This window comes from Serratia sp. LACPHL-BACT-2024-00286 (assembly GCF_043109535.1).
In the GTDB taxonomy this organism is placed as follows: Bacteria; Pseudomonadota; Gammaproteobacteria; order Enterobacterales; family Enterobacteriaceae; genus Serratia; species Serratia sarumanii.
This window is the reverse complement of sequence record NZ_JBICNA010000001.1, coordinates 436829-461518: the sequence shown is the minus strand read 5'-3', so window position 1 is coordinate 461518 and position 24690 is coordinate 436829. Positions and strand designations below refer to the sequence as shown.

General features: G+C 57.6%; 25 protein-coding genes, 2 tRNA genes and 2 other RNA genes. 19 read left to right on the top strand and 10 right to left on the bottom strand.

What is annotated here, in order from left to right; genetic code table 11:
- Window positions 1–45: 45 nt before the first annotated feature.
- From purU to ACF8MC_RS02270, 8 genes are all read left to right on the top strand, one after another.
- On the top strand, window positions 46–894 hold the full coding sequence (gene purU, locus ACF8MC_RS02305; RefSeq protein ID WP_016927485.1) for a formyltetrahydrofolate deformylase: 849 nt from the start codon (window positions 46–48) through the stop codon (window positions 892–894).
- Window positions 895–1069: 175 nt separating this feature from the next.
- Window positions 1070–1154 (top strand) — tRNA-Tyr (locus ACF8MC_RS02300).
- Window positions 1155–1367: 213 nt separating this feature from the next.
- Window positions 1368–1452: transfer RNA gene (locus ACF8MC_RS02295), tRNA-Tyr, on the top strand.
- Between the two features lie 47 nt (window positions 1453–1499).
- A non-coding RNA gene (locus tag ACF8MC_RS02290) (RtT sRNA) lies at window positions 1500–1626 on the top strand.
- A gap of 46 nt (window positions 1627–1672) precedes the next feature.
- A non-coding RNA gene (locus ACF8MC_RS02285) (RtT sRNA) lies at window positions 1673–1799 on the top strand.
- Between the two features lie 185 nt (window positions 1800–1984).
- Window positions 1985–2557 (top strand): TIGR00730 family Rossman fold protein, encoded by a 573-nt coding sequence (locus tag ACF8MC_RS02280; protein WP_004932190.1) that lies wholly within the window; start codon window positions 1985–1987, stop codon window positions 2555–2557.
- A 101-nt stretch (window positions 2558–2658) separates the two neighbouring features.
- Window positions 2659–3465, top strand: a complete 807-nt coding sequence (gene xthA / locus ACF8MC_RS02275; protein ID WP_060425833.1) for an exodeoxyribonuclease III — start codon at window positions 2659–2661, stop codon at window positions 3463–3465.
- 44 nt (window positions 3466–3509) lie between these two features.
- The gene (locus ACF8MC_RS02270; protein WP_033654369.1) at window positions 3510–3911 is read left to right on the top strand and encodes a pyrimidine (deoxy)nucleoside triphosphate diphosphatase; all 402 of its coding nucleotides are present in this window, start codon (window positions 3510–3512) and stop codon (window positions 3909–3911) included.
- Window positions 3912–3932: 21 nt separating this feature from the next.
- On the opposite strand, the gene ACF8MC_RS02265 is transcribed toward ACF8MC_RS02270, so the two are convergent.
- The 5 genes from ACF8MC_RS02265 to ACF8MC_RS02245 form a co-directional block, all read right to left on the bottom strand.
- Window positions 3933–4229, bottom strand: a complete 297-nt coding sequence (locus ACF8MC_RS02265) for a YnjH family protein (protein WP_164104802.1) — start codon at window positions 4227–4229, stop codon at window positions 3933–3935.
- On the bottom strand, window positions 4226–6151 hold the full coding sequence (locus ACF8MC_RS02260) for a DNA topoisomerase III (protein WP_164038908.1): 1926 nt from the start codon (window positions 6149–6151) through the stop codon (window positions 4226–4228). The genes ACF8MC_RS02265 and ACF8MC_RS02260 overlap by 4 nt, the downstream gene beginning before the upstream one ends.
- On the bottom strand, window positions 6151–7269 hold the full coding sequence (gene mnmH, locus ACF8MC_RS02255) for a tRNA 2-selenouridine(34) synthase MnmH (RefSeq protein WP_164104803.1): 1119 nt from the start codon (window positions 7267–7269) through the stop codon (window positions 6151–6153). Before mnmH ends, ACF8MC_RS02260 begins: the two co-directional genes overlap by 1 nt.
- Window positions 7269–8312, bottom strand: coding sequence for a selenide, water dikinase SelD (gene selD, locus ACF8MC_RS02250; protein WP_164104804.1), 1044 nt, complete (start codon window positions 8310–8312; stop codon window positions 7269–7271). The genes mnmH and selD overlap by 1 nt, the downstream gene beginning before the upstream one ends.
- Before the next feature lie 157 nt (window positions 8313–8469).
- Entirely contained in the window at window positions 8470–9021 is a 552-nt protein-coding gene (locus ACF8MC_RS02245; protein WP_004932204.1) for an NAD(P)H nitroreductase, read from the bottom strand.
- A 160-nt stretch (window positions 9022–9181) separates the two neighbouring features.
- On the opposite strand from ACF8MC_RS02245, the gene sppA reads away from it, so the two are divergent.
- The 4 genes from sppA to ACF8MC_RS02225 all read left to right on the top strand — a co-directional run bounded on the left by sppA (window position 9182) and on the right by ACF8MC_RS02225 (window position 14313).
- Complete coding sequence (gene sppA / locus ACF8MC_RS02240; RefSeq protein ID WP_164038915.1) at window positions 9182–11038, top strand: signal peptide peptidase SppA; 1857 nt, start codon at window positions 9182–9184, stop codon at window positions 11036–11038.
- 93 nt (window positions 11039–11131) lie between these two features.
- Window positions 11132–12148, top strand: a complete 1017-nt coding sequence (ansA, locus tag ACF8MC_RS02235) for an asparaginase (protein WP_033638505.1) — start codon at window positions 11132–11134, stop codon at window positions 12146–12148.
- 22 nt (window positions 12149–12170) lie between these two features.
- Window positions 12171–12803: a bifunctional nicotinamidase/pyrazinamidase gene (gene pncA, locus ACF8MC_RS02230; protein ID WP_033647610.1), complete on the top strand. Its 633-nt coding sequence runs from the start codon at window positions 12171–12173 to the stop codon at window positions 12801–12803.
- A gap of 232 nt (window positions 12804–13035) precedes the next feature.
- Entirely contained in the window at window positions 13036–14313 is a 1278-nt protein-coding gene (locus ACF8MC_RS02225; RefSeq protein ID WP_164104805.1) for a glycoside hydrolase family 18 protein, read from the top strand.
- A 46-nt stretch (window positions 14314–14359) separates the two neighbouring features.
- On the opposite strand, the gene ACF8MC_RS02220 is transcribed toward ACF8MC_RS02225, so the two are convergent.
- Both ACF8MC_RS02220 and msrB read right to left on the bottom strand, forming a co-directional pair.
- Window positions 14360–14632, bottom strand: coding sequence for a YeaC family protein (locus ACF8MC_RS02220; RefSeq protein WP_033634809.1), 273 nt, complete (start codon window positions 14630–14632; stop codon window positions 14360–14362).
- A 63-nt stretch (window positions 14633–14695) separates the two neighbouring features.
- A complete protein-coding gene (gene msrB, locus ACF8MC_RS02215) occupies window positions 14696–15109 on the bottom strand; it encodes a peptide-methionine (R)-S-oxide reductase MsrB (RefSeq protein WP_004932219.1) in 414 nt (137 codons plus the stop codon).
- Between the two features lie 348 nt (window positions 15110–15457).
- Here msrB and gapA point away from each other — a divergent pair, with 348 nt between their 5' ends.
- Both gapA and ACF8MC_RS02205 read left to right on the top strand, forming a co-directional pair.
- Entirely contained in the window at window positions 15458–16453 is a 996-nt protein-coding gene (gene gapA, locus ACF8MC_RS02210) for a glyceraldehyde-3-phosphate dehydrogenase (protein WP_004932222.1), read from the top strand.
- An 83-nt stretch (window positions 16454–16536) separates the two neighbouring features.
- Window positions 16537–17412: a D-hexose-6-phosphate mutarotase gene (locus ACF8MC_RS02205; RefSeq protein ID WP_033634810.1), complete on the top strand. Its 876-nt coding sequence runs from the start codon at window positions 16537–16539 to the stop codon at window positions 17410–17412.
- A 94-nt stretch (window positions 17413–17506) separates the two neighbouring features.
- On the opposite strand, the gene ACF8MC_RS02200 is transcribed toward ACF8MC_RS02205, so the two are convergent.
- Both ACF8MC_RS02200 and ACF8MC_RS02195 read right to left on the bottom strand, forming a co-directional pair.
- The gene (locus ACF8MC_RS02200; RefSeq protein WP_033647613.1) at window positions 17507–18271 is read right to left on the bottom strand and encodes a MipA/OmpV family protein; all 765 of its coding nucleotides are present in this window, start codon (window positions 18269–18271) and stop codon (window positions 17507–17509) included.
- A 108-nt stretch (window positions 18272–18379) separates the two neighbouring features.
- A complete protein-coding gene (locus ACF8MC_RS02195; protein ID WP_154067234.1) occupies window positions 18380–18655 on the bottom strand; it encodes a hypothetical protein in 276 nt (91 codons plus the stop codon).
- A gap of 42 nt (window positions 18656–18697) precedes the next feature.
- Between ACF8MC_RS02195 and yeaG the strand changes: the two genes are divergently transcribed.
- From yeaG to ACF8MC_RS02170, 5 genes are all read left to right on the top strand, one after another.
- Window positions 18698–20632 carry a protein kinase YeaG gene (gene yeaG / locus ACF8MC_RS02190; protein ID WP_004932230.1) on the top strand — a complete coding sequence of 645 codons (1935 nt, stop codon included), beginning with the start codon at window positions 18698–18700 and terminating at the stop codon, window positions 20630–20632.
- A gap of 132 nt (window positions 20633–20764) precedes the next feature.
- Entirely contained in the window at window positions 20765–22033 is a 1269-nt protein-coding gene (locus ACF8MC_RS02185; protein WP_033634813.1) for a YeaH/YhbH family protein, read from the top strand.
- A gap of 337 nt (window positions 22034–22370) precedes the next feature.
- A complete protein-coding gene (locus ACF8MC_RS02180) occupies window positions 22371–22601 on the top strand; it encodes a hypothetical protein (protein ID WP_004932237.1) in 231 nt (76 codons plus the stop codon).
- 53 nt (window positions 22602–22654) lie between these two features.
- Window positions 22655–22933 (top strand): hypothetical protein, encoded by a 279-nt coding sequence (locus ACF8MC_RS02175; protein WP_164104806.1) that lies wholly within the window; start codon window positions 22655–22657, stop codon window positions 22931–22933.
- An 804-nt stretch (window positions 22934–23737) separates the two neighbouring features.
- On the top strand, window positions 23738–23914 hold the full coding sequence (locus ACF8MC_RS02170; RefSeq protein WP_033634815.1) for a GhoT/OrtT family toxin: 177 nt from the start codon (window positions 23738–23740) through the stop codon (window positions 23912–23914).
- A gap of 266 nt (window positions 23915–24180) precedes the next feature.
- Here the strand turns inward: ACF8MC_RS02170 and ACF8MC_RS02165 are convergent, their stop codons facing one another.
- Window positions 24181–24474 (bottom strand): hypothetical protein, encoded by a 294-nt coding sequence (locus ACF8MC_RS02165; protein ID WP_033647615.1) that lies wholly within the window; start codon window positions 24472–24474, stop codon window positions 24181–24183.
- Window positions 24475–24690: the final 216 nt, after the last annotated feature.

The window sequence follows — 24690 nt, the reverse complement described above, 5'->3', positions numbered from 1 at the left end:
CCTGCGCAGACAGGCCGTTCAGTATCAGACAGGATCCTCAAACCCATGCCACACCAAAATGTACAACGGAAAGTGTTACGCACCATCTGCCCGGACGCCAAAGGGCTGATCGCCAAGATCACCAACATCTGTTACAAGCACGAACTCAACATCGTGCAGAATAATGAGTTTGTCGATCACCGCACCGGGCGTTTCTTCATGCGCACCGAGCTGGAAGGCATTTTCAACGACAACACGCTGCTGGCCGATCTGGACAGCGCGCTGCCGGAAGGTTCGCTGCGTGAGCTGCACAGCACCGGGCGCCGGCGCATCGTGGTGCTGGTCACCAAAGAGGCCCACTGCCTGGGCGATCTGCTGATGAAAAGCGCCTATGGCGGCCTCGACGTTGAAATCGCCGCCGTGATCGGCAACCACGACACGCTGCAATCGCTGGTGGAGCGTTTCGATATTCCTTTCCATCTGGTGAGCCACGAAGGCCTGACGCGTGAACAGCATGACCGCGAAATGACGGCCAAGATCGATCAATATCAGCCGGATTACGTGGTGCTGGCCAAATATATGCGCGTGCTGACCCCGGCCTTCGTGCAACATTATCCGAATCAGGTGATCAACATTCACCATTCGTTCCTGCCGGCGTTTATCGGCGCGCGCCCTTATCACCAGGCCTATGAGCGCGGGGTAAAAATCATCGGTGCCACCGCCCACTACGTTAACGACAATCTCGACGAAGGCCCGATCATCATGCAGGACGTGATCCACGTCGATCACACCTATTCCGCCGAGGATATGATGCGCGCCGGCCGCGACGTGGAGAAAAACGTGCTCAGCCGCGCGCTGTATCAGGTGCTGGCGCAGCGCGTCTTCGTCTACGGCAACCGCACCGTTATTCTTTAATCGCTCAATAAATCGGTGCATTTCGTTCAGGGATGCACCGCCAAGAATAAAAAAACGGCAAACGATTCATTTTCTGCATTTCAATGCTTTACACATCCGCTTCATTTGATATGATGCGCCCCGCTTACCGAGACAGCGCTCTCGCAAGCAAGGCCAGTTAAATAGCCATGTATATGGTGGGGTTCCCGAGCGGCCAAAGGGAGCAGACTGTAAATCTGCCGTCACAGACTTCGAAGGTTCGAATCCTTCCCCCACCACCATCTTTTCGTTGCTGATACGCATTGGGTTAAAGCGAATCAGAAAGGGAAGGATAACGTGCTTTAGCGCGGCCCGAAGGGTGAGGAACGAAGTGACGAATAATCCTTCCCCCACCACCATCCTCTCTCCGCCAGGAGCGAAGACGCAGTAAAGAAACCGGCCAGGTTTCTTCCAGATAAAACTGGAACGACAATTTGTAAATCCATGAATACCATGGTGGGGTTCCCGAGCGGCCAAAGGGAGCAGACTGTAAATCTGCCGTCACAGACTTCGAAGGTTCGAATCCTTCCCCCACCACCATCTCTTTATAGAAAATCCCAAATAAACTTAAAGCACATCGCACCCATAATGCTCCGCACTGGGGAAGGATGAGAAGCTTCGATAAGGTTCGAGTCTCACGCAGTGAGACAATGCGCTTCAGCGCGGCCCGCAGGGTGAGTCGCGCAGCGACGAATTATCCTTCCCCCACCACCATCTCTTTATAGAAAACCCCAAATAAACTTAAAGCACATCGCCCCATAATGCTCCGCACCGGGGAAGGATGAGAAGCTTCGACAAGGTTCGAGTCTCACGCAGTGAGACAACGCGCTTCAGCGCGGCCCGCAGGGTGAGTCGCGCAGCGACGAATCATCCTTCCCCCACCACCATCTTTTATAAAATCCCCCAAACCTCATCAAAGCACATCGCATCTATCACTCGCGCTTCGGGAAAACTCACACCGTCGAACGGCGCTCTCATCCGGCGTTTTATTTCCGCCTCCGAGCCGTAACTTGAACTCCGGCCGACAATTCGCTATACCACTGGCTTCTTTTGCGCAGTAAGGAACAGGTGGATGCGAAACAATATTTGCGTTTTTTGTGGCGCCAGCGAAGGCGTCAATCCCGCTTATGCCGAGCAGGCTCGTCAACTGGGGCAGCTGCTGGCCGCACAGGGGCGCCGTTTAATCTACGGCGGCGGCAAAAAAGGATTGATGGGGATCGTGGCGGACGCGGTGTTGGCGGCGGGCGGTGAAGCTGTCGGCATTATCCCCGAGCGCCTGGTTGAAGCGGAAACCGCGCATCGCGGCCTGACTGAATTGGAAGTGGTGCCGGATATGCACACGCGCAAAGCCCGTATGGCGGCGCTGGCGGACAGTTTTATCGCCCTGCCCGGCGGCATCGGCACGCTGGAAGAGCTGTTTGAAATCTGGACCTGGGGGCAAATCGGCTATCACAACAAACCGGTCGGCCTGCTCAACGTCAACGGCTTCTACCGCCCGCTGAGCCAGTTCCTCGAGCACGTCGCCGATCAGGGCTTTATGCGCCACGACTACCTCGGCACCCTGCACATCAGTGAATCGGCGCAAACGCTGCTGCAACAGTTTGACGACTATCAACCCAAAAATTACGACCGCTGGGCGAAATAAAGCCGCTGCGCAGCCAGCGGTCCCGCCGCTGTCTGCGTTACATTTCCCGCCAAACTCTGCTACTATCACAGCACATTTTTCTCGTGAAAACGGCACCGCTCATGAAGTTTGTCTCTTTTAATATCAATGGACTGCGCGCGCGTCCGCATCAGCTGGCGGCAATTATCGAACAGCACCAGCCCGACGTGATCGGTCTGCAAGAAACGAAAGTTCACGACGACATGTTCCCGCTGGAAGAAGTCAGCCAGCACGGCTATCACGTGTTCTATCACGGGCAAAAAGGCCATTACGGCGTAGCGCTGCTGACCAAAGCGGAGCCTCTGGCCGTGCGCCGCGGTTTCCCGACCGATGAAGAAGATGCGCAGCGTCGCATCATCATGGCCGATCTGGCTACGCCGCAGGGCACGCTGACGGTGATCAACGGCTACTTCCCGCAAGGTGAAAGCCGCGACCACCCGATCAAATTCCCGGCTAAAACACGCTTTTATCAGGATCTGCAAAACTACCTGGAGCAGCAGCTGTCGGCTGAATCCCCGGTGTTGATTATGGGTGACATGAACATCAGCCCAAGCGATTATGACATTGGCATCGGCGAAGACAGCCGCAAACGCTGGCTGCGCACCGGCAAGTGTTCCTTCCTGCCGGAAGAGCGCGAATGGATGGATCGCCTGCTGAATTGGGGCCTGGTAGACACCTATCGCCACGCCAACCCGGGGCGCAGCGACGAATTCTCGTGGTTCGACTACCGCTCCAAAGGGTTCGACGACAACCGCGGCCTGCGTATCGATCTGCTGCTGGCCAGCACCCCGCTGGCTTCGCGCTGCATCGCCACCGGCATCGATTACCAAACCCGTGGGATGGAGAAACCTTCCGACCATGCGCCGGTGTGGGCGGAATTTACGCTGTAAACCCATCACCCCGGCGCTCGCCGGGGTTTTACTCTGTGAAGCCAATGAAAATTATCGACGTGGTAGCCGCCATTCTGGAACAGAACGGCCGCATTTTGCTGGCCCAGCGCGGCGCAGGCAGCGATCAGGCCGGTCTGTGGGAGTTTCCCGGCGGCAAGGTTGAAGCCGGCGAAAGCCAGCCAGAGGCGCTGGCGCGCGAGCTGGATGAAGAGTTGGGGATTTGCGCCCGTATCGGCGACCATGTGGGCAGCAATCAGTGGCAGCAAGGCGAACGCCTCATCCGGCTACATGCCTGGCGAGTCGCGGAGTTCTCCGGTGAATTGCAACTGCATTGCCACTCGGCGCTGGTCTGGGTCACGCCGCAACAGGCGCAGGAATACGCCCTGGCGCCCGCCGACGTTCCACTGCTGGCGGACTATATCGCCGCGCAAGGCGATGCGCGCTGAGCGCGGCGATAGGTTACATCGTCACTTCTTCAATCGCACCCAAATCAAGGGGTTGGTGCCGATGGTGTTAGGCTCACGCACGCACTGCAGCACTTCCCCTTCCACTTTAAGCACCGCGCCCTCGGAATAGTTTTGATTCTGGTAGACGCAACAGCGGTTGCAGGGCTGCGCCGGCGGCGGATTGACGCCGCTTTTGGCCGTGCCCCAAATCTCCGGCGAAACCGGCAACACCACGTCCACATCGCCGCGATTGGCGGCGGCCAGGCCGGAAAACGCCAAGACAGCGACGGCTAAAACCCCACTGAGTCCATGCTTCATTCACTCTTCTCCTGCGCCTTGCCGGCGCTTTTCCTGCGTTTTTTGCCCCCGCTGGAAGGCGGCGGCGGCAACCCACGAAACGCCATGCTCGCCCGGCTCTGCTTGGCCTGATAAATCAGCTCTTGCAGCGTGCCGACCAACGGCTGCATAAAGTCCTGATAGCGGCAGGATTTCTCGCTGATTTGCGTCAGCGTGGCTTCCCAGTTGGCCGTCATATCAGGACGCGCAGCAAGATCCGGCAGCGAGTGAATCAACGCGCGCCCGGTTTCGCTGGAGTGAATATAGCGCCCCTTCTTGTACAGAAACGCCCGTTTGAACAGCAATTCGATGATCCCCGCTCGCGTCGCTTCCGTACCTAAACCATCGGTCGCCCGCAGGATTTTCTTTAACGCTTTATCTTGTACGAACCGCGCGATGCCGGTCATGGCCGACAACAGGCTGGCGTCGGTAAACGGCCGCGGCGGCTGCGTCTGGCGTTCCACCACTTCACCGCGCTCGCACAGCAGCTCATCGTCCTTGGCCACCACCGGCAGCGGCGCGCCTTCGTTTTCCTCGTCGCGCTCCTTGCTGCCCAGCAGCGTACGCCAACCGGCCTCCGCCAGGAAACGCGCCTTGGCGATGAATTTGCCGCCGGCGATATCCAGCTCGATCACGCATTTGCGGAACACCGCATCCGGGCAGAACTGCATCAAGTACTGGCGCGCCACCAGCCCATACACATTCCGTTCATCCTGCGTCAGATTCACCTTGCCGGCGCGGGCGGTGGGAATAATGGCGTGGTGCGCATCGACCTTTTTATCGTCCCAGCAACGGTTGCGGCGATCGCTGTCGATCACCGGCTGCGGATACAGCTCGGGTTGGTGCACGCTGATGGCGTTCAGCACCGCGTGGCGGCCGGCAAAATGCTCTTCCGGCAGATAGCGGCAGTCGGAACGCGGATAGGTGATCAATTTGTGGGTTTCGTACAGCCGCTGGCAAACGTCCAGCACCTGTTGCGCGCTGAGGTTATAGCGCCGGGCCGCCTCGATTTGCAGCGTAGAGAGCGAGAACGGCAGCGGCGCGGTATCTGATTCCCGTTTATCATTATAGGCCGTGACCAGGGCCGGCTGGCCCTCGATGCGCTTGACCACGTGCTCCGCCAACGGCCGGTGCAGCAAACGCCCCTCTTCATCCTGATAAGGTTCGCAGGACTCGCTGGGTTGCCACAGCGCCACAAAGCGTTCTTCTTTCGGCGTGACGATGTGCGCCTTGACCTCAAAGAAGTCTTTTGGCACGAAGTTTTCGATCTCTTCGTCGCGGCGCACCACCAATCCGAGCACCGGGGTCTGCACCCTGCCCACCGACAGCACGCCGTCGTAACCGGCGTTGCGGCCCAGCAGCGTGTAGGCGCGGGTCATATTGATGCCGTACAGCCAGTCGGCGCGCGAACGCGCCAGCGCAGACACGCACAACGGAATGAAATCACGGTTGTCGCGCAGACGCTCGACAGCACGCTCCACCGCCTGCGGATTGAGATCGTTGATCAGACAGCGGCGCACGTTCTGGCGCTTCTCCGCCGTCAAATCCAGGTAGTCCAGCACCTCATCCACCAGCAGTTGCCCCTCGCGATCCGGGTCACCGGCGTGAACCACTTCATCGGCTTCGTGCAGCAGCTTTTTAATGGCGTTGAGCTGTTTGCTGACCGAAGGGCGTGGCTGTAAGCGCCATTTTTCGGGGATGATTGGCAGATCCGCCAACGACCAGCGCGCATAGCGGCTGTCATAGGCGTCAGGCTGGGCCTGCTCCAGCAGGTGGCCGACGCACCAGGTCACCACGTCGTTGTTGCCACAGGCGATATAGCCGTCGCCGCGGCGATGCGGCTTGGGCAAGACGTCGGCAATGGCGCGCGCCAAACTCGGTTTCTCGGCTATGAACAGTCGCATTAATCACCGTTTTTCTGGCTGAACGTCATCAAGAATTCTCTTACTTCTGCATAGTTCCCACGGAAGACGATCCGCTGGGCTTTCTTTTCCAACTGATAGCAATACATCGGATCGTAGTACTGCTGCAACAGAGGCGCCAACCATTCGCGGTGCGCGTCGCCCTGGCCACTGAGGCGCTGAGCCCGCAGCGCCGCCTCCAGCCGCTGCGTCAACTGCTGGAAGCGCTCCAGGCCCAAACGGCGGCGGATGGCGAACAGGCCGTGATGCAAATAGTCGTCGTACTGCCGCCAGCCTTCTTCCACGCCATAGGCCTGTTCGAACTGTTCGCGCATACCGTCGATATATTCGGCCTGCAGACGCGCCAGACGAATATCGAACGGATCGTCGATCACCGCCACCGGCGCCTGCTGCATGCCGTTGAACAACGGCAACGGCAGATTGTTGCTGCCGATGATCCGCCCTTCGTCTTCCAGCACCCAACGGCGGCTGCCACCATGCTGTTTTTTCAGCAATAACACAGCCAGACGATTCTCAAAATCTATCTGCGAGCTCTGCCCCGCCAGCGTTCGGCCAAAAGATGAACCGCGATGGCGCGCAGCGCCTTCCAGATCGACGCCGTCGGCCAGTTCGTTGACCAGCAGCGTCTTGCCGCTGCCGGTATTGCCGCCCACCAGGGCCATCGGCAATTGCGCGCTTTGCGTCAGTACACCGAGCAGATAATTGCGCAGCGCCTTATAACCGCCAATGATGCGCGGATAATCCACGCCGGCCTCGTGCAGCCATTGCTGCACCAGCTGCGAGCGCAGCCCGCCGCGGAAGCAGTAAATATAGCCTTCGGGCCGCGCTGCGCAGGCCGCCAGCCAGGCGGCGGTGCGCTGTTCGCGCAGTTTGCCGTTCACCAGGCTGTGGCCGAGCGCGATCGCCGCCTGCTGCCCATGCTGCTTATAGCAGGTGCCGACCGCCTGGCGCTCGCTGTCGATCATCAGCGGTAAATTCACCGCCTGTGCGAAGGCGCCCTGCTGAAATTCGATCGGTGCGCGCACGTCAATCAGCGGCACGTCCTGCAGGAAAATGCGTCGGTAATCGTCGCTGTCCGGCCTTCCTTGGATGTGGGACACTACACAACCTCGATCAGTGGCTGCCCGGTCTGTGCGGCATGCAATTCACCGATAGCGTTGAGGGTGATACCGTGCTGCCCGGCAATCGCCAGCACCTGCGCTTCCGCCTCTGGCAATACCGCCAACAGCAAGCCGCCGGAGGTTTGCGGATCGCACAGCAGCTGGCGCTGCAAATCGCTCATCTCGCCCACCAGATGGCCATAGCTGTCGAAGTTGCGCCCGGTGCCGCCCGGCACGCAGCCTTCGGCGATATACGCCTCGACGTCCGGCAGCTTCGGCACCCGCTCGAACCAGACCGTCGCCTGCAGACCGGAGCCCTGGCACACCTCGCTCAGGTGGCCCAGCAGGCCAAAACCGGTGATATCGGTCATCGCCGTGACGCCCGCCACCTCGGCAAAGTCGGCGCCTGGCTTGTTCAGGCGGCACATCACTTCGGTCGCCAGGCCCTGATGCTCAGTGCGCAGTTTGCTTTGCTTCTCGGCAGTCGTCAGCACGCCGATGCCCAGCGGCTTGGTCAGATAGAGTTTCGCCCCGGCCTGTGCCGCGCTGTTTTTCTTCACCCGTTCGGTATTGACCACGCCGGTGACCGCCAGGCCGAAAATAGGTTCCGGCGCATCGATGGAATGGCCGCCGGCCAGCGCGATCCCCGCCTGCTGGCAGGCGAAACGGCCGCCGTCGATCACCTGCTGCGCCACCTCCGGCGGCAGCTTGGCGATCGGCCAGCCGAGAATGGCGATCGCCATGATCGGTTTGCCGCCCATCGCATACACGTCGCTGATGGCGTTGGCGGCCGCAATGCGGCCGAAATCGAACGGATCGTCGACGATCGGCATGAAAAAGTCGGTGGTGCTGATGATGCCGACGCCGTTGCCGATGTCGTACACCGCCGCGTCGTCGCGGGTTTCATTGCCGACCAGCAGGCGCGGATCGACAAACTTTTCCCGCTCGCTGTGCAAGATGGTTTCGAGAACTTTCGGTGAGATTTTGCAGCCGCAGCCAGCGCCATGGCTGTACTGGGTTAAACGGATCGCTGGCGATGTCATAGTCCACTCCCTTCGGTAACGGCACTCAAGATAACATAGGGTAGCGCTTGCCGAAGAGATTGATAAGAGCGCGCCAGCGATAAGCGAACGGCCTGCTCAGAAACCATGCGATTTTGCGGGGTTTGGCGCATTTTCGCCGCGCCCCGCGGGAGAAAACTCAGAAATAGCTGACGAAAGGCGTGCTGTCCGGCGGCGTCACCTTGGTGGCGGCCTTCAGCTGCGGCGTGCCCAGATAGAGGAAACCGACGATCTCGTCCTGCTCGCGGCAGCCGAAGGCTTCGCGCACCAGCGCATGCTCGGTCCAGGCGCCGGTGCGCCAGATGCCGTTAAAGCCCTGCGCCAGCGCCGCCATCTGCATCGCCTGCACCGCACAACCGGCGGAAACCACCTGCTCCCAGCGCGGCACCTTGGTCTCTTCAGTGCAGTGCGCAATGACGGTGATGATCAGCGGCGCGCGGAACGGCGCCTTGGTGGCCTTTTCGATCGCCGCTTCGTCCAGCTGATCCTGCTTCGCCGCCGCCTGCAGCAGCTGGCTGAAGCGCTCCAGACCCTGATTTTCGATCATCACGAAACGCCACGGCTGCAGCGCGCCGTGATCGGGCGCACGCAGGCCCGCGTTGATGATATTTTGGCGCACTTCCCCCGCCGGCGCCGGTTCCGCCAGGCGCGAAGCCGAGCGGCGATTCAATAAAAGATCCAGAGCATCCATCGTAAACTCCTGATAACAATTTTCATTCCGGCCACGTTAACATAGCTAAACGACGAGTTACAGCCTCGGCGATAGCGTCTGTGTGCCACGATTTAAAGCTGACATTTCCCCGGCCGCTCATTAGGATAGCGGAACATTCTCGACTCTTGTTGGAGAGCACATGCGCACATTGTGGCAAATTATTGCCGGCATTTTCCGGTGGACATGGCGTCTGCTGAATTTTATCAGGGAACTGATCCTTAACCTGTTCCTGGTCTTGCTGATCCTGGTTGGGGTTGGCATCTATCTGTCCTTCCAAAGTTCCTCCACCACGACGGCCCCGGCGCGCGGCGCGCTGCTGGTCGATTTAAGCGGCGTGGTGGTCGATCAGCCCTCGGTAAACAACCGGGTGCGGCAATGGGGCCGCGAGCTGTTGGGCGCCTCCAGCAGCCGTCTGCAGGAAAACTCGCTGTTCGACGTGGTCGATAGCATCCGCAAGGCCAAAGACGATAAAAACATTACCGGCATGGTGTTGCAGCTGAATGACTTCGTCGGCGCCGATCAGCCGTCGCTGCGCTATATCGGCAAGGCGCTGCGCGAGTTCCGCGACAGCGGCAAGCCGATCTTCGCCATCGGCGACAGCTACAACCAGACGCAATACTTCCTGGCCAGCTACGCCAACAAGGTCTATCTGTCGCCGCAGGGCGCGGTCGATCTGCACGGTTTCGCCACCAACAACCTGTATTACAAGTCGTTGCTGGACATGCTCAAGGTCACCACCAATATCTTCCGCGTCGGCACCTATAAATCGGCGGTCGAACCGCTGATCCGCGACGATATGTCTCCGGCGGCGCGCGAAGCGGACAGCCGCTGGATTGGCGGCCTGTGGCAGAACTATCTGGAAACCGTCGCGGCCAACCGCCAATTGACGCCACAGCAGCTGTTCCCGGGCGCCGCCGGCGTGCTGAGCGGCCTGCAGGCGGCCGGTGGCGACACCGCTCGCTATGCGCTGGACAATAAGCTGGTGGACGAGCTGGCCTCGCGCACCGCGATCGAAAATCAGCTGGTCAAGACCTTCGGCTGGGATAAACAGGCGAACGATTTCAACGCCATCAGCATCTACGACTACCAGCCGAAACCGGACGCCAACCAGGGCGGCAAGATCGCCGTGGTCTTCGCCAACGGCGCCATCATGGACGGCCCGCAGACGCCGGGTAACGTCGGGGGTGATAGCACCGCCGCCGAACTGCGTCAGGCCCGTCTGGATCCGGCCATCAAGGCCGTGGTGTTCCGCGTCAACAGCCCGGGGGGCAGCGTCAGCGCATCCGAAGTGATCCGCTCCGAACTGGCCGCCGTGCGCGCCGCCGGCAAACCGGTGGTGGTTTCGATGGGCGGCATGGCCGCGTCGGGCGGCTACTGGGTTTCGACGCCGGCCGACTACATCATCGCCAGCCCGAGCACCCTGACCGGTTCCATCGGCATTTTCGGCATCATCAACACCTACGAGAAAACCCTGGATACGCTGGGCGTGCACACCGACGGCGTGGCGACCTCGCCGCTGGCCGACATTGCGGTCACCAAGGCGCTGCCGCAGGAGTTCTCGCAGATGATGCAGCTGAACATCGAAAACGGGTATAAGAACTTCCTCGATTTGGTCGCCAAATCGCGCAAGATGACCCCGCAGCAGGTTGACCAAATCGCCCAGGGCCACGTCTGGCTCGGCAGCGACGCCAAGGCCAACGGCCTGGTCGATCAGTTGGGCGATTTCGACGACGCGGTGAAAAAAGCCGCCGAGCTGGCGAAGCTGCAACAGTGGCAGCTCAACTGGTTCGTCGATACCCCAAGCCTGAGCGATATGGTGCTCAGCCAGTTCGGCGTTTCCGTTCACGCCATGCTGCCGGCGGCGATTCAAGCCATGCTGCCCGCTCCGCTGGCCTCGGTCGCCAACGCGGTGAAAGAACAGCCGGGTTTGTTCAATAACCTGAACGATCCGCAAAACCGTTATGCGATCTGTCTCACCTGCGGAGAAGTCCGCTGACAAATAATTCTGCAGCCCGGCCATCGCCGGGCTTTTTTTCTGCCGCCATGCCCCTATAATTCAGCCCATCTTATCTTTGTTAAAATCATGACCATGCAAAAGAAATCCATTTACGTCGCCTACACCGGCGGCACCATCGGCATGCAGCGTTCCGATCACGGCTATATCCCGGTTTCCGGCCACCTGCAGCGCCAGCTGGCGCTGATGCCCGAATTCCATCGCCCGGAAATGCCGGATTTCACCATTCATGAATATGCGCCATTGATTGACTCTTCGGATATGACACCGGAAGACTGGCAGCACATCGCCGACGACATCAAGCAGAACTACGATCGCTACGACGGCTTCGTGATCCTGCACGGCACCGACACCATGGCGTTCACCGCGTCGGCACTCTCCTTCATGCTGGAAAACCTGGCTAAACCGGTGATCGTCACCGGCTCGCAGATTCCGCTGGCGGAGCTGCGCTCCGATGGCCAGACCAACCTGCTCAACGCGCTGTATCTGGCGGCCAACCATCCGGTGAATGAAGTCAGCCTGTTCTTCAACAACAAGCTGTTCCGCGGCAACCGCACCACCAAAGCGCACGCCGACGGCTTCGACGCCTTCGCCTCCCCGAATCTGCCGCCGCTGCTGGAAGCCGGTATTCACATTCGCCGCCAGCAAGGCATCGACAGCCCGCCATGCAACGGCGCGCTGCGGGTGCACGACATTACGCCGCAGCCGATCGGCGTGGTCACTATCTATCCGGGCATTTCCGGCGCGGTGGTGCGCAACTTCCTGCTGCAGCCGGTCAAAGCGCTGATCCTGCGTTCCTACGGCGTCGGCAACGCGCCGCAGAAGGCCGAGCTGATCGACGAGTTGCGCGCGGCCTCAGAACGCGGCATCGTGGTGGTGAACCTGACGCAGTGCATCTCCGGGCGCGTCAATATGGAAGGCTATGCCACCGGCAACGCGCTGGCGCACGCCGGGGTGATCAGCGGTTTCGACATGACGGTGGAAGCCGCCCTGACCAAGCTGCACTACCTGCTGAGCCAGCCGCTGACGCCGGAACAAATCCGCGCCCTGATGCAGCAAGACCTGCGCGGCGAGCTGAGCATCAACGGTTAACCTACTGAACTCTGGAGCGGCGATGAAAACGGCCCTGTTGTTGATCGATCTGCAAAACGATTTCTGCCCCGGCGGCGCGCTGGCGGTCACGGCGGGCGACGCCGTCATCCCGGTGGCCAATCAGGCGATCGCCGCCTGTCTGGCGCGTGGCGAACCGGTGGTAGCCAGCCAGGACTGGCATCCCGCCAATCACCGCAGTTTTGCGGTGAACTCCCATGCGCAGGTCGGCACCCTCGGCGAGCTGGAAGGCCTGCCGCAGGTGTGGTGGCCGGTGCACTGCGTGCAAGGAAGCCACGGCGCCGATTTTCACCCCCAGTTACAGCGGCAACATATCAATGCCGTTTTTCGCAAAGGGCAGGATACGGATATCGACAGCTACAGCGCATTCTTCGATAACGGCCACCGAGCGCAGACCGAACTGCACGGCTGGCTGCAATCGCAGGGCGTCCAGCGGCTGGCAATCATGGGCCTGGCGACCGACTACTGCGTCAAGTTCAGCGTGCTGGATGCGCTGGCCGCCGGCTATCCGACGCAGGTGATCGTCGACGGCTGCCGCGGCGTGAATCTGCAGCCGGACGACAGCGAGCGGGCGCTGCAGGACATGGCGTGCGCCGGTGCGCAACTGGTTACCCTGTCACAATTCCTCGCCAACTAAATCCTCCAGGGCGCCATCAGCGCCCTCTCTGCGCGGTGGCGAAAATTTCGACGCCGCTCACAATATCGCCCTTCTTCTCCGCCAGCCGCTTGTGAGCAGCAGGCGCTTTTGCTGTTATGGCTCCGACGCTTTTGGCGTCAATCGGTTATACGCATCCGGGGCCCACTGAGCCCGGCTTTATTGTGACCGCCTCAGGCGGTACGGTCGGCCTTGCCGACCCAAGGAGAAAGACATGAAAATAACCCAAAAACTGCTGCCTTTACTGGCGGCGGTGCAGTTGGCTATGGCCGGCGCAGGCACGGCCCAGGCGGCTTATCTCTCCGTTGGCTACTTCAACGGCGGCGGCGACGTCACCGCCGGCCCCGGTGGCGACATCGACAAGCTGGACGTCACGCAAATCACCCACCTCAACTATTCGTTCGGCCTGATCTACAACGGTGAGAAAGACGAAGCCAATGCAGCGCTGAAAGACCCCGCTCGCCGCCACCAGATCTACCTGTCGCCGAAGGTCACGGCCGATCTGCAACGGCTGCCGATACTGCGTAAACAGAACCCCGAGCTGAAAGTGCTGCTGTCGGTCGGCGGCTGGGGCGCACGGGGTTTCTCCGGTGCCGCGGCAACTGCGGAAAACCGGGCGATATTCATCCGCTCCGCGCTGCAGGTGATCGCCCAGTATCAGCTGGATGGCATCGATCTGGACTGGGAATATCCGGTGAACGGCGCCTGGGGGCTGGTGGAAAGCCAACCGGCGGATCGCGACAACTTCACCCTGCTGTTGAAAGAGCTTCATCAGGCGCTGGGTAAAGGCAAGCTGTTAACCATCGCCGTCGGGGCCAACGTCAAAAGCCCGCAGGAATGGGTTGATGTGAAAAGCATTGCCCCTTACCTCGACTACATCAATCTGATGACCTACGACATGGCTTACGGCACGCAGTACTTCAATGCCAACCTGTACGATTCAAAGCATTGGCCAACCGTGGCGGCCGCCGATCGCTACAGCGCCGATTTCGTGGTCAAGAATTATCTGGCTGCCGGCCTGAAACCGGCGCAGATGAACCTGGGCATCGGTTTCTACGGCCGGGTTCCGAAACGGGCGACCGAGGCGGGTATCGACTGGGACAAGCCGGACGCCGCCAAACATCCGGTGACGCAACCTTACTTCAGCGCGCGAGAAACCGCCCTGTTCAGCGCGCTGGGGCTGGATCTCAGCAAAGACACTTACTTTAAATACCACGATATCGTCAGTAAATTGCTCAACGATCCGCAGCATCGTTTTCGCGAGCACTGGGATGACGACGCCAAAGTGCCTTATCTGACGCTGCAATCCGCCGAAGGCAAGCCGCTGTTCGCAATCTCCTACGAGAATCCGCGTTCGGTGGCCATCAAGGCCGAATACATCAAAAGTCAGGGATTGGGCGGTGCGATGTTCTGGGAGTACGGCGCGGACGATAACAACCAGCTGGCGCAGCAGCTGGCGGAATCGCTGGGGATTAAGGGCGAAAAACGGTGAATCGACGGGGCGATGGCGACATCGCCCCGCTTTCATTAGGGAAGCCTTACTGCGGTTTGAGTTTGGCCAACGGCTCGGCAACGAACTGCTGTTTCAGCTCTTGCTTGCTCTTCATCACGATCTGCCCGTCGGTGCCGATGCTCATGTGCTGCGGATCGACGTTGTTCATCGACTGCCACAGCATCACCGCCTGCAGGCTGTTTTCTTTTTGCTCCGGCGTCAGCGCCACGCCGTCCGGCCATTTGCCCAGCTCAACCGCCTGTACCAGGCGCTGGTATATCTCGGGCGTCATCGCCGCAATCAGATCTTTCACGTCCATCAGAGCCCTTCTCGCTTACGGATGAATAATTAGCTGAATCGATTTTGTTGGTTAAATTACCACTTAACCGGCCGTTTGGTCGCCATTTTCGCCATCGGTAAAGCTCAGTGAAGCGGAATTGACGCAGTAGCGATCGCCGGTCGGCTGCGGGCCATCGGGGAAAACGTGCCCCAGGTGCGCGTCGCAATGGCCGCAGCGGATTTCAACACGATGCATATTATGTGAATTATCATCAAGATAACGGATAGCATCGGCGGAAACCGGCTCATAAAAGCTCGGCCAGCCGCAGCCGGAATCGTATTTGGTCTCGGAATAGAACAGCGGCTGGTTACAGCACAGGCAATGGTACACGCCCTCGCGCTTGTTGTGCAGCAATTTGCCGCTGAACGGCGCTTCGGTGCCGCGCTGTTGCGTCACATAACGTTGGATTTCATTCAGTTCCGTGACCGGATGACCGGGGGTTGTCTCTTTAGCCATTTGTGCTTATCTCTGAATGTGGATAATGTCAACGAAAACAATGATTAATAATAACAAAAAATTAACACCGCTGCAGGGGTTTTTGGCCTAAACTGTAGCCCATAAAGGCCACGTCACGATGATATGTGATAGCGATCACACATCTTGCGTATGCTGACTTTATACTTGGCGGCTTGTCCCCATATAACGGATGAGGCCGAGCGCAAATGGACTGTGCAATAAGCGTGCAAAACCACCCTTCCGGTTTGACTTGCCGCAAGAATTGACACGATTCCGCTTGACGCTGGGTAAGGTTTTTGTAATTTTACAACCAACCTTTTATTCACTAACAAATAGCTGGTGGAATATATGACTATCAAAGTAGGTATCAACGGTTTTGGCCGTATCGGTCGCATTGTTTTCCGTGCTGCTCAAGAACGTTCTGACATCGAGATCGTTGCAATCAACGACCTGTTGGACGCAGAGTACATGGCTTACATGCTGAAGTATGACTCTACTCACGGCCGTTTCAACGGTACGGTAGAAGTTAAAGACGGCCACCTGGTTGTTAACGGCAAAACCATCCGTGTTACCGCAGAGAAAGACCCGGCTAACCTGAAGTGGAACGAAGTGGGTGTTGACGTGGTTGCTGAAGCGACCGGTATCTTCCTGACCGACGAAACCGCACGTAAGCACATCACCGCCGGCGCCAAAAAAGTGGTTCTGACTGGCCCATCCAAAGATGCGACCCCAATGTTCGTGCGCGGCGCCAACTTTGATAAATATGCCGGCCAGGACATCGTGTCCAACGCCTCTTGCACCACCAACTGCCTGGCGCCACTGGCTAAAGTCATCAACGACAACTTCGGTATCGTTGAAGGCCTGATGACCACCGTTCACGCGACCACCGCCACTCAGAAAACCGTTGATGGCCCGTCCCACAAAGACTGGCGCGGCGGCCGCGGCGCATCCCAGAACATCATCCCTTCTTCTACCGGCGCAGCGAAAGCGGTTGGCGTTGTTCTGCCAGAGCTGAAAGGCAAACTGACCGGTATGGCGTTCCGCGTACCGACGCCAAACGTATCCGTTGTTGACCTGACCGTGCGTCTGGAAAAAGCGGCTACCTACGAAGAAATCAAGAAAGCCATCAAAGACGCCGCTGAAGGTTCTATGAAAGGCGTTCTGGGCTATGTTGAAGACGACGTGGTTTCCACCGATTTCAACGGCGAAGTGCTGACTTCCGTGTTCGATGCCAAAGCCGGTATCGCACTGAACGACAACTTCGTGAAACTGGTTTCCTGGTACGACAACGAAACCGGTTATTCCAACAAGGTTCTGGATCTGATCGCTCACATCTCCAAGTAATGGCATGATGTTAAGCTGATAATGAGGGCGACATTTTTGTCGCCCTTTTTTATTTGTCTCTCCGGCAAACAATAGGTCATGAAATGAACGAGAAAATTTTCACCCTGCCCGTTTCCGAACAGATTTCGCCATACATCAGCCAGCGGCAACTCGATGAGCTGGGCGTGGTTGTGGTGTCGCATCCGAAAGTGCGCGCGGCCGTCGCGCTGCAGGGCGCCCATTTGCTGGCCTGGCAGCCCAGCGGTGAGCAGCCGGTGATTTGGCTCAGCAACAATACCCCCTTCGCCAAAGGCAAGGCCATCCGCGGCGGCGTGCCGATCTGCTGGCCGTGGTTCGGCCCGGTGGCGCAACCCTCCCACGGTTTTGCCCGCAACCAGCCCTGGAGCCTGACGGCGCACGATGAAGATGACAACGGCGTCATCCTGACCTTTACGCTGAAAGACAATGAGCAGACCCGCAAACTGTGGCCGCACGCCTTCACGCTGATTGCCCGCTTCAAGCTGGGTGCGGAGTGCGAAATCGAACTGGAATCGCACGGCGATTATCAGGCCACGGCGGCGCTGCACAGTTACTTCCAGGTCGGCGACATCGATCGGGTCAGCGTGGCGGGCCTGGGCGAGCCTTATATCGACAAGGTGGCGGGCGGCGCAGAGGCGCTTCAGGAAGGCGAAGTGACCTTCGTCGGCCAAACCGACCGCGTCTATACCCGCCCGGAGGCCTTCAGCCAGATCCGCGATCCGGCGCTCGCGCGCACCATAGAGGTTCACCACCATCATATGAGCGACGTCATCGCCTGGAACCCCGGCGTGGAGCTCTCCTGCAGCATGGGGGATATGCCGAACGACGGTTACAAGACCATGGTCTGCATCGAGACCGGGCGCGTCAGCAAACCGCTGGTCGCCGCCGGCGAGCAACCCGCCCGTTTGGGCGTGACCTTCCGCAGCCGTAAGAAGGCCTGAGGCGCCGCGCGCGACAGCGCACTGCAGATGTGCAAAAGGGGCGCCTGCGCCCCTTTTTGATGCACGCCATGCACGATAATCGTGCAATGCGTGATTAGAAGGTGTAGCTCACACCCGTCATCAACAAACCGGTGTAGGATTTATCCACCATCGGGCTGTCTTTCACTTCATCCGACAACTTCACATAGCGGCCGAGGAAGAAGGCGTTCCAGCTTTTGTTGATCTGGTAATTGGCGCTCAGTTCGAGATACGGCGCCCAGCTATCGCCTGGGGTGTAGCTGTCCAGGCCGCTGCGGCGCGATTCATTGGCGCTAACTCCGTAGTAATATTTGTTCTGGTTTTTGCTGTTCCACATCACGCCTACGCCCGGGACCAGCGTCAGCGCGTCCAGATCAAACTTGTACAGATAAGCCACGTCGCCCACCAGCCCGTTGCTGTAGTTCAACGTGTCGCCGGTGAAGGTGGTGCGGAGGGTGCCCCACTCCGCGTGGTGCGAATAAGCCAGGCCGGCCATCAGCGTGCCGCGGCGTTTGTCGAGACGCTTCATGCGATCGTCATCGCTGTCGCCAGGGCGGTAGCCCCATGGCGTGTAGTAACCCATGATGCTCAGCTGGTTTTCTTGATCTTTCCACAGGTAGTAACCGGCGGTCAGAGTACGGAAGTAGAAGTCGTCACCTTCATAGTCGATGACGGGCACCGGATATACGCGATCCTGATAACCGCGATACGCGTCCGGGCTAACCAGCGCGCCGGCGCCGAGTGACCAGGTTCCCGCCTGAGCACTTTGCGCACAAACCATTGCGGAAGCGATAATTGCTAGCGTTTTGAGTTTTGAAATCTTCACTGGTTCTTTTTCCATAAATTACAGGGTTAATAGCCGCAATAGTTTATGTGAAAATTTAGTTGCGCGCCTAATCTTTACAATAGAAAACGACCAAGATCGAATAACTTATAGCGGAATTATGAATTAATCATGGCGGAACGATGACGTTTCATCCTGCAGGCCGCGCCAGACAAGGCATTTGGCTTCCACTGTAATAACTGAGTCATTGATATGACTTAAAAAAAGCTTTTTCTGCGGCAGGAAATTTTCCGGCAAGCAAACTAAGCTTAAATCAGAAGGTGAATTTATCCTGAGCCCAGTGGCAAACAGCGCAACTCGCGATAATAAGCGCACCAAGTTGGCATACGGGTTGCTGTACTCAGGCGTATTCTCATCTTCCGGGGGCCAGAACACTATCACACGCTCTCTTTAACCTGTGCTAATAACGAAAGGACGGGCATCATGAACATATTTGACCACTATCGCCAGCGCTACGAAGCTGCCAAGGACGAAGAGTTCACACTGCAGGAATTTCTTACCATTTGCCGGCAAGATCGCAGTGCCTATGCCAACGCGGCCGAACGTCTGCTGATGGCTATCGGTGAACCTGTGATGGTCGACACTGCGCTAGAATCACGCCTGTCGCGCCTGTTCTCCAACCGCGTGATCGCACGCTATCCGGCCTTTGAAGAATTCTACGGCATGGAAGAGGCCATCGAACAGATCGTCTCTTACCTGAAACACGCCGCGCAGGGCCTGGAAGAGAAGAAACAGATCCTTTACCTGCTCGGCCCGGTGGGCGGCGGTAAATCCTCGCTGGCGGAGCGTCTTAAGGCGTTGATGCAGCGCGTACCCATCTACACCCTCAGCGCCAACGGCGAACGCAGCCCGGTCAACGATCATCCGCTGTGCCTGTTCAACCCGCAGGAAGATGCCTCGATCCTGGAAAAAGAGTTCAACATCCCGAGTCGCTATCTCGGCACCATCATGTCGCCGTGGGCGGCGAAGCGCCTGCATGAGTTCGGCGGCGACATCACCAAGTTTAAAGTCGTCAAAGTGCGCCCTTCCATCCTGGAGCAGATCGCCATCGCCAAAACCGAACCGGGCGATGAGAACAACCAGGACATCTCGGCACTGGTCGGTAAAGTGGACATCCGTAAGCTGGAGAACCATGCGCAGAACGATCCGGACGCCTACGGCTACTCCGGCGCCCTGTGCCGCGCCAACCAGGGGATTATGGAGTTCGTCGAGATGTTCAAAGCGCCGATCAAGGTGCTGCACCCGCTGCTGACGGCGACCCAGGAAGGCAACTACAACGGCACCGAGGGCATCTCCGCCCTGCCGTTCAACGGCATCATTCTGGCGCACTCCAACGAATCCGAGTGGGTGACCTTCCGTAACAACAAGAACAACGAAGCGTTCCTCGACCGCGTGTACATCGTCAAGGTGCCTTACTGCCTGCGCGTGTCGGAAGAGATCAAGATTTACGACAAGCTGCTGGATCACAGCGAGCTGACCCACGCGCCCTGCGCGCCGGGCACCCTCGAAACGCTGGCGCGCTTTAGCGTGCTGTCGCGGCTGAAAGAGCCGGAAAACTCGAGCATTTACTCGAAAATGCGCGTGTATGACGGCGAAAGCCTCAAGGATACCGATCCGAAAGCCAAGTCCTATCAGGAGTACCGCGACTACGCCGGGGTTGACGAAGGCATGAACGGCCTCTCCACCCGTTTCGCCTTTAAAATCCTCTCGCGGGTATTCAACTTCGATCACGCCGAGGTGGCGGCCAACCCGGTACACCTGTTCTATGTACTGGAACAGCAGATCGAACGCGAGCAGTTCCCGCAGGATTTGGCAGAGAAATACCTGGAGCACCTGAAAGGCTATCTGATCCCGAAATACGCCGAATTTATCGGCAAAGAGATCCAGACCGCCTATCTGGAATCCTACTCGGAATACGGGCAGAACATTTTTGACCGTTACGTGACCTACGCGGACTTCTGGATCCAGGATCAGGAGTATCGCGATCCCGACACCGGTCAGTTGTTCGACCGCGAGTCGTTGAACGCCGAACTGGAGAAAATCGAGAAACCGGCCGGCATCAGCAACCCGAAAGATTTCCGTAACGAAATCGTGAACTTCGTGCTGCGCGCCCGCGCCAACAACAACGGCCGTAATCCGAACTGGACCAGCTACGAGAAGCTGCGCACCGTGATCGAGAAGAAAATGTTCTCCAATACCGAAGAACTGTTGCCGGTCATTTCGTTTAACGCCAAAACATCGACGGACGAGCAGAAGAAACACGACGACTTCGTCGACCGCATGATGGAGAAAGGCTATACCCGCAAGCAGGTGCGCCTGCTGTGTGAATGGTATCTGCGGGTCAGAAAATCCTCATAACGCCTCAGGTAAGCGGCATTATCAGGGCCATGTCCACAGTCATGGACGTTGCAGCGCAGCCCAGGGAGGGGCTGGCACATTGCGCTGTCGCGGCCGGGACATGAAGAGTTGGCAACGTCGTTTGGGGGAAGTATGGCCTATTTCATTGACCGGCGGCTGAACGGCAAAAACAAGAGCATGGTGAACCGCCAGCGCTTCTTGCGCCGTTATAAGTCGCAAATCAAACAGTCGATTGCCGAAGCCATCAACAAGCGTTCGGTCACCGACGTAGACAGCGGGGAGTCGGTCTCCATCCCCACTGACGATATCAACGAACCGATGTTTCATCAGGGGCGCGGCGGCACTCGCCATCGCGTTCACCCGGGCAATGACCACTTCGTGCAGAACGATCGCGTTGAGCGGCCTCAGGGCGGCGCAGGCGGTGGCGGCGGCCAGGGCAACGCCAGCCAGGACGGTGAAGGCCAGGATGAATTCGTCTTCCAGATCTCCAAAGACGAGTACCTCGATCTGCTGTTCGAGGATCTCGCCCTGCCCAACCTGAAAAAGAATCAGTACAAGCAGCTGACCGAGTTCAAAACCCATCGCGCCGGCTATACCGCCAACGGCGTGCCGGCCAACATCAGCGTCGTGCGTTCGCTGCAGAACTCGTTGGCGCGACGTACCGCCATGACCGCCGGTAAAAGACGCGCGTTGCACGAGCTGGAAGACGCGCTGACCCAGCTGGAAAACACCGAACCGGTGCAATTGCTGGAAGAGGAGCGGCTGCGCAAGGAAATTGCCGAACTGCGCAAGAAAATCGAAAGCGTGCCGTTTATCGATACCTTCGACCTGCGCTACAAAAACTATGAGCGCCGGCCGGAGCCTTCCAGCCAGGCGGTGATGTTCTGCCTGATGGACGTGTCCGGTTCAATGGATCAGGCGACCAAAGACATGGCCAAGCGCTTTTACATTCTGCTTTATCTGTTCCTGAGCCGAACCTACAAGAACGTCGAGGTGGTCTATATTCGCCATCACACCCAGGCGAAAGAGGTGGACGAACAGGAGTTCTTCTATTCGCAGGAAACCGGCGGCACCATCGTCTCCAGCGCGCTGAAGTTGATGAACGACGTGGTCGAAGAGCGTTATGACCCGGCGCAATGGAATATCTACGCCGCGCAAGCGTCGGACGGCGACAACTGGGCCGACGACTCACCGCTGTGCCATGAGCTGTTGGCGAAAAAGATCCTGCCGATGGTGCGTTATTACAGCTACATAGAAATCACTCGCCGCGCTCATCAAACGCTGTGGCGCGAATATGAGGATCTGCAGGCAAGATTCGATAACTTCGCCATGCAGCATATCCGAGAACCGGACGATATCTATCCGGTATTCCGCGAACTGTTTCGCAAACAGACCGTGTGAATAACGTCGCGTGAATGTCACCACAGCCGGAAAACGCCGTTTTCCGGCTGTTTCTTTTTCGCATTATATATTTACATCACCTATGTTTGATTTTTAGGCAATGGCAATATCAATAATAAGTCAGATTCCCCAGAACGGCCGTCTCTATTATTTGTTCTTCTGAGGTTATTCCTAAACATTCGCCTCTGTGCCCACACGGCTTGATAGGAATATTCCCATTCAGTTATCGTTACCCCGTCGCTTAAGTCTCTTCCTAAGCGAAATTTGCCTCATTTTATTTTTCTATGGCTTCTCAGCCCGCTGCGGCGGGCATTTACCTGTCAGCAGGTTAGACATCATGATCGATTACACCCTCTATGGCCTCAACAAGCACGATGTTGATGAATACCATAAGCAAATATGCTGCCTGCTCGGCAAAAACGTGCTGCTGGTGCTGACCGCCAACAAGCCGATAACCAAACAGAACCTGCTCGCCAGCCTTATCCAGGAGATAGAAAAACAGCCCGATGATTATTTTCAGCGGTTGCATCGTGCAGCCATAGAAATGATCGGCGTTAACGGACGCTAAGGCGATATACGTAAGGCAGGCATCTACGCCATTATTGCCGCCGCCGCGTGTCGATGATGCTGTTGATTATTAATATCGATAGCGATATCAGCGAAGGGATAGCCTGCCGCAGAATGTCATCTTTTAGTCCGAAAACCCTTTCTGCCCTTGCTGTATTTCGCGCCGGCCGCCTCATCAATCAAACCCGCCACCTCATCGGCGTGGAAACCAGCGAGGTCAACGCATTTCCACCGAATGAATCGCCGAATATCCCCTGCGCGACGCCGTCCCAGAATCAGCGTACCAGCACGATAATGGGTTGCGTGCTCATTGCCGACTCCTTCATCTCATAGACTGCGCCGTAGACAGATGAATGGCTCCCCTTAAGGGAGGCGCGTGGCTGCCTTCGGCGCCACGCAGTCCCCATTTTCTATAGTCAGCCTCAGGCGTTCAGCAATGGCGACGACGAGTTAGCGTTCCCGGTTTTCCGGCGTCGCCACGGCCTTATCGAAGCGGCTTACGCCGCAAGGGGGGAGAAAAAAACGATTAAAACTAGGATTTTTACCCATGTCGATCTAAAATTTCGCGCAAAAACAAAGAGAAGTAAATTTAGCCCAACGGGAAAAGGAATGAAGTTGTGAAGGAAATGATCTCCATTGTTTTTATGGCATGCCTGCTGGCGCTGCTGTTTTCGTGGCTGTTCGTCTACGGTCTTAACATTCATTAAACCCGCAACGTCCACAATCCCCCTCCCTGGCCGGCTGGCGGCGCATCGTGACAGATGCGCTAAAACCGGCACCTGAAGGGTTCACGTACCGCCAAACCCACGCCAGCTCACCTTAGCCGTCCGTCCGCCAATACATCATTAATTTTTATGAGTCATAACCCCCATCGCGTTCCCCCCTTCACCGGCTCTTTTACTGCTTAGGGGAGTCACCTCCAGAAAAAGGGTTTGCCTGACGCGAAATGTTACCGGTAACTATGCTGTTGATTTCTTTTGGTAATAAACGTAAGACCGTTAATAACCCTACGTTCTTTATAGAAATAAATTATGCATCCTTATGGATAAAGGTTTGAATAAACGGCCTTTAGTCATTGATTATCACCCGCCAAGCTCCTAGAATTCGCGCGTAAAAATACAACTGGGATCGGGTTTCATGTCGTCGCTGTGGGTTGCAACGCAATACTGTTATTTTATCGGCCTGTTAGTTTCTATGATTTTCACCTACCTGGTTAGCCGGGACACCGTCAAAATTCGCTGTATCAGCGCACTGACCATCGGGTTAACCTGGCCGTTAAGCCTGCCGGTGGTGTTGCTGTTTTCGCTGTTCTGACGCCCCCAATACCTCGCGTGGGTTTTTAACAGGCATGCTAATGAAAAGAGGCCGACCACCGGCGCAGTGGATTTTTGGCGCGGGATAAAAAAACGCCAGCGCAAGGCTGGCATGAAAACTGGAAGCAATGTGAGCAATGTCGTGCCGGATCGGGGGGCACAGAAGGAGACAACCCTTTTCCCCTCACCGGCGATTCAAATGATAATACGTCTCATTATTGAGTGTAAAGTCATTTCCCTGCGTAACTCTTCCCTCCTGGAAAAATATCAGCCGCGCGGCGCACGCCAGCGTTGATACAGCCGCCCTGCGCCCCACACCAGCAGCCAGAGAAAAATATTCAACCCCAACCATAACATCAGCAAGTAGAAGAAAGTCTGATAACCGGGTATGCCCCGATCGGCTGAAAACGGGTTAAAGTGGAAAAATTTAACGATCGCAAACGGGTTAAGATTGAAACGGTCAAACACGGCCGCCGTCAACAACGGCGGCAACAACGTATAAAACGCCAGGCTGAACAGCAGCAGGATTTTTGTGCCCGAAGTGTTTTTATAATCTTTCATATCAATGCATTACGTCTTCCATTGTGGTGCGAACACCGCCAAGCGTTCACACGCCAATCGACCCCGCAAGCGCAAAAGAGTTCCAGGCAAACGCGGAAATAAAGCCGATCCGGCGTTTAATTGTCATTTAGCGCTCGGGTGATATATACCCTGTGGATTTTAAATTACGATGTCGCCGCGCCGCCTTCAACCGCAGCGTTCGCATGGCATCATCAG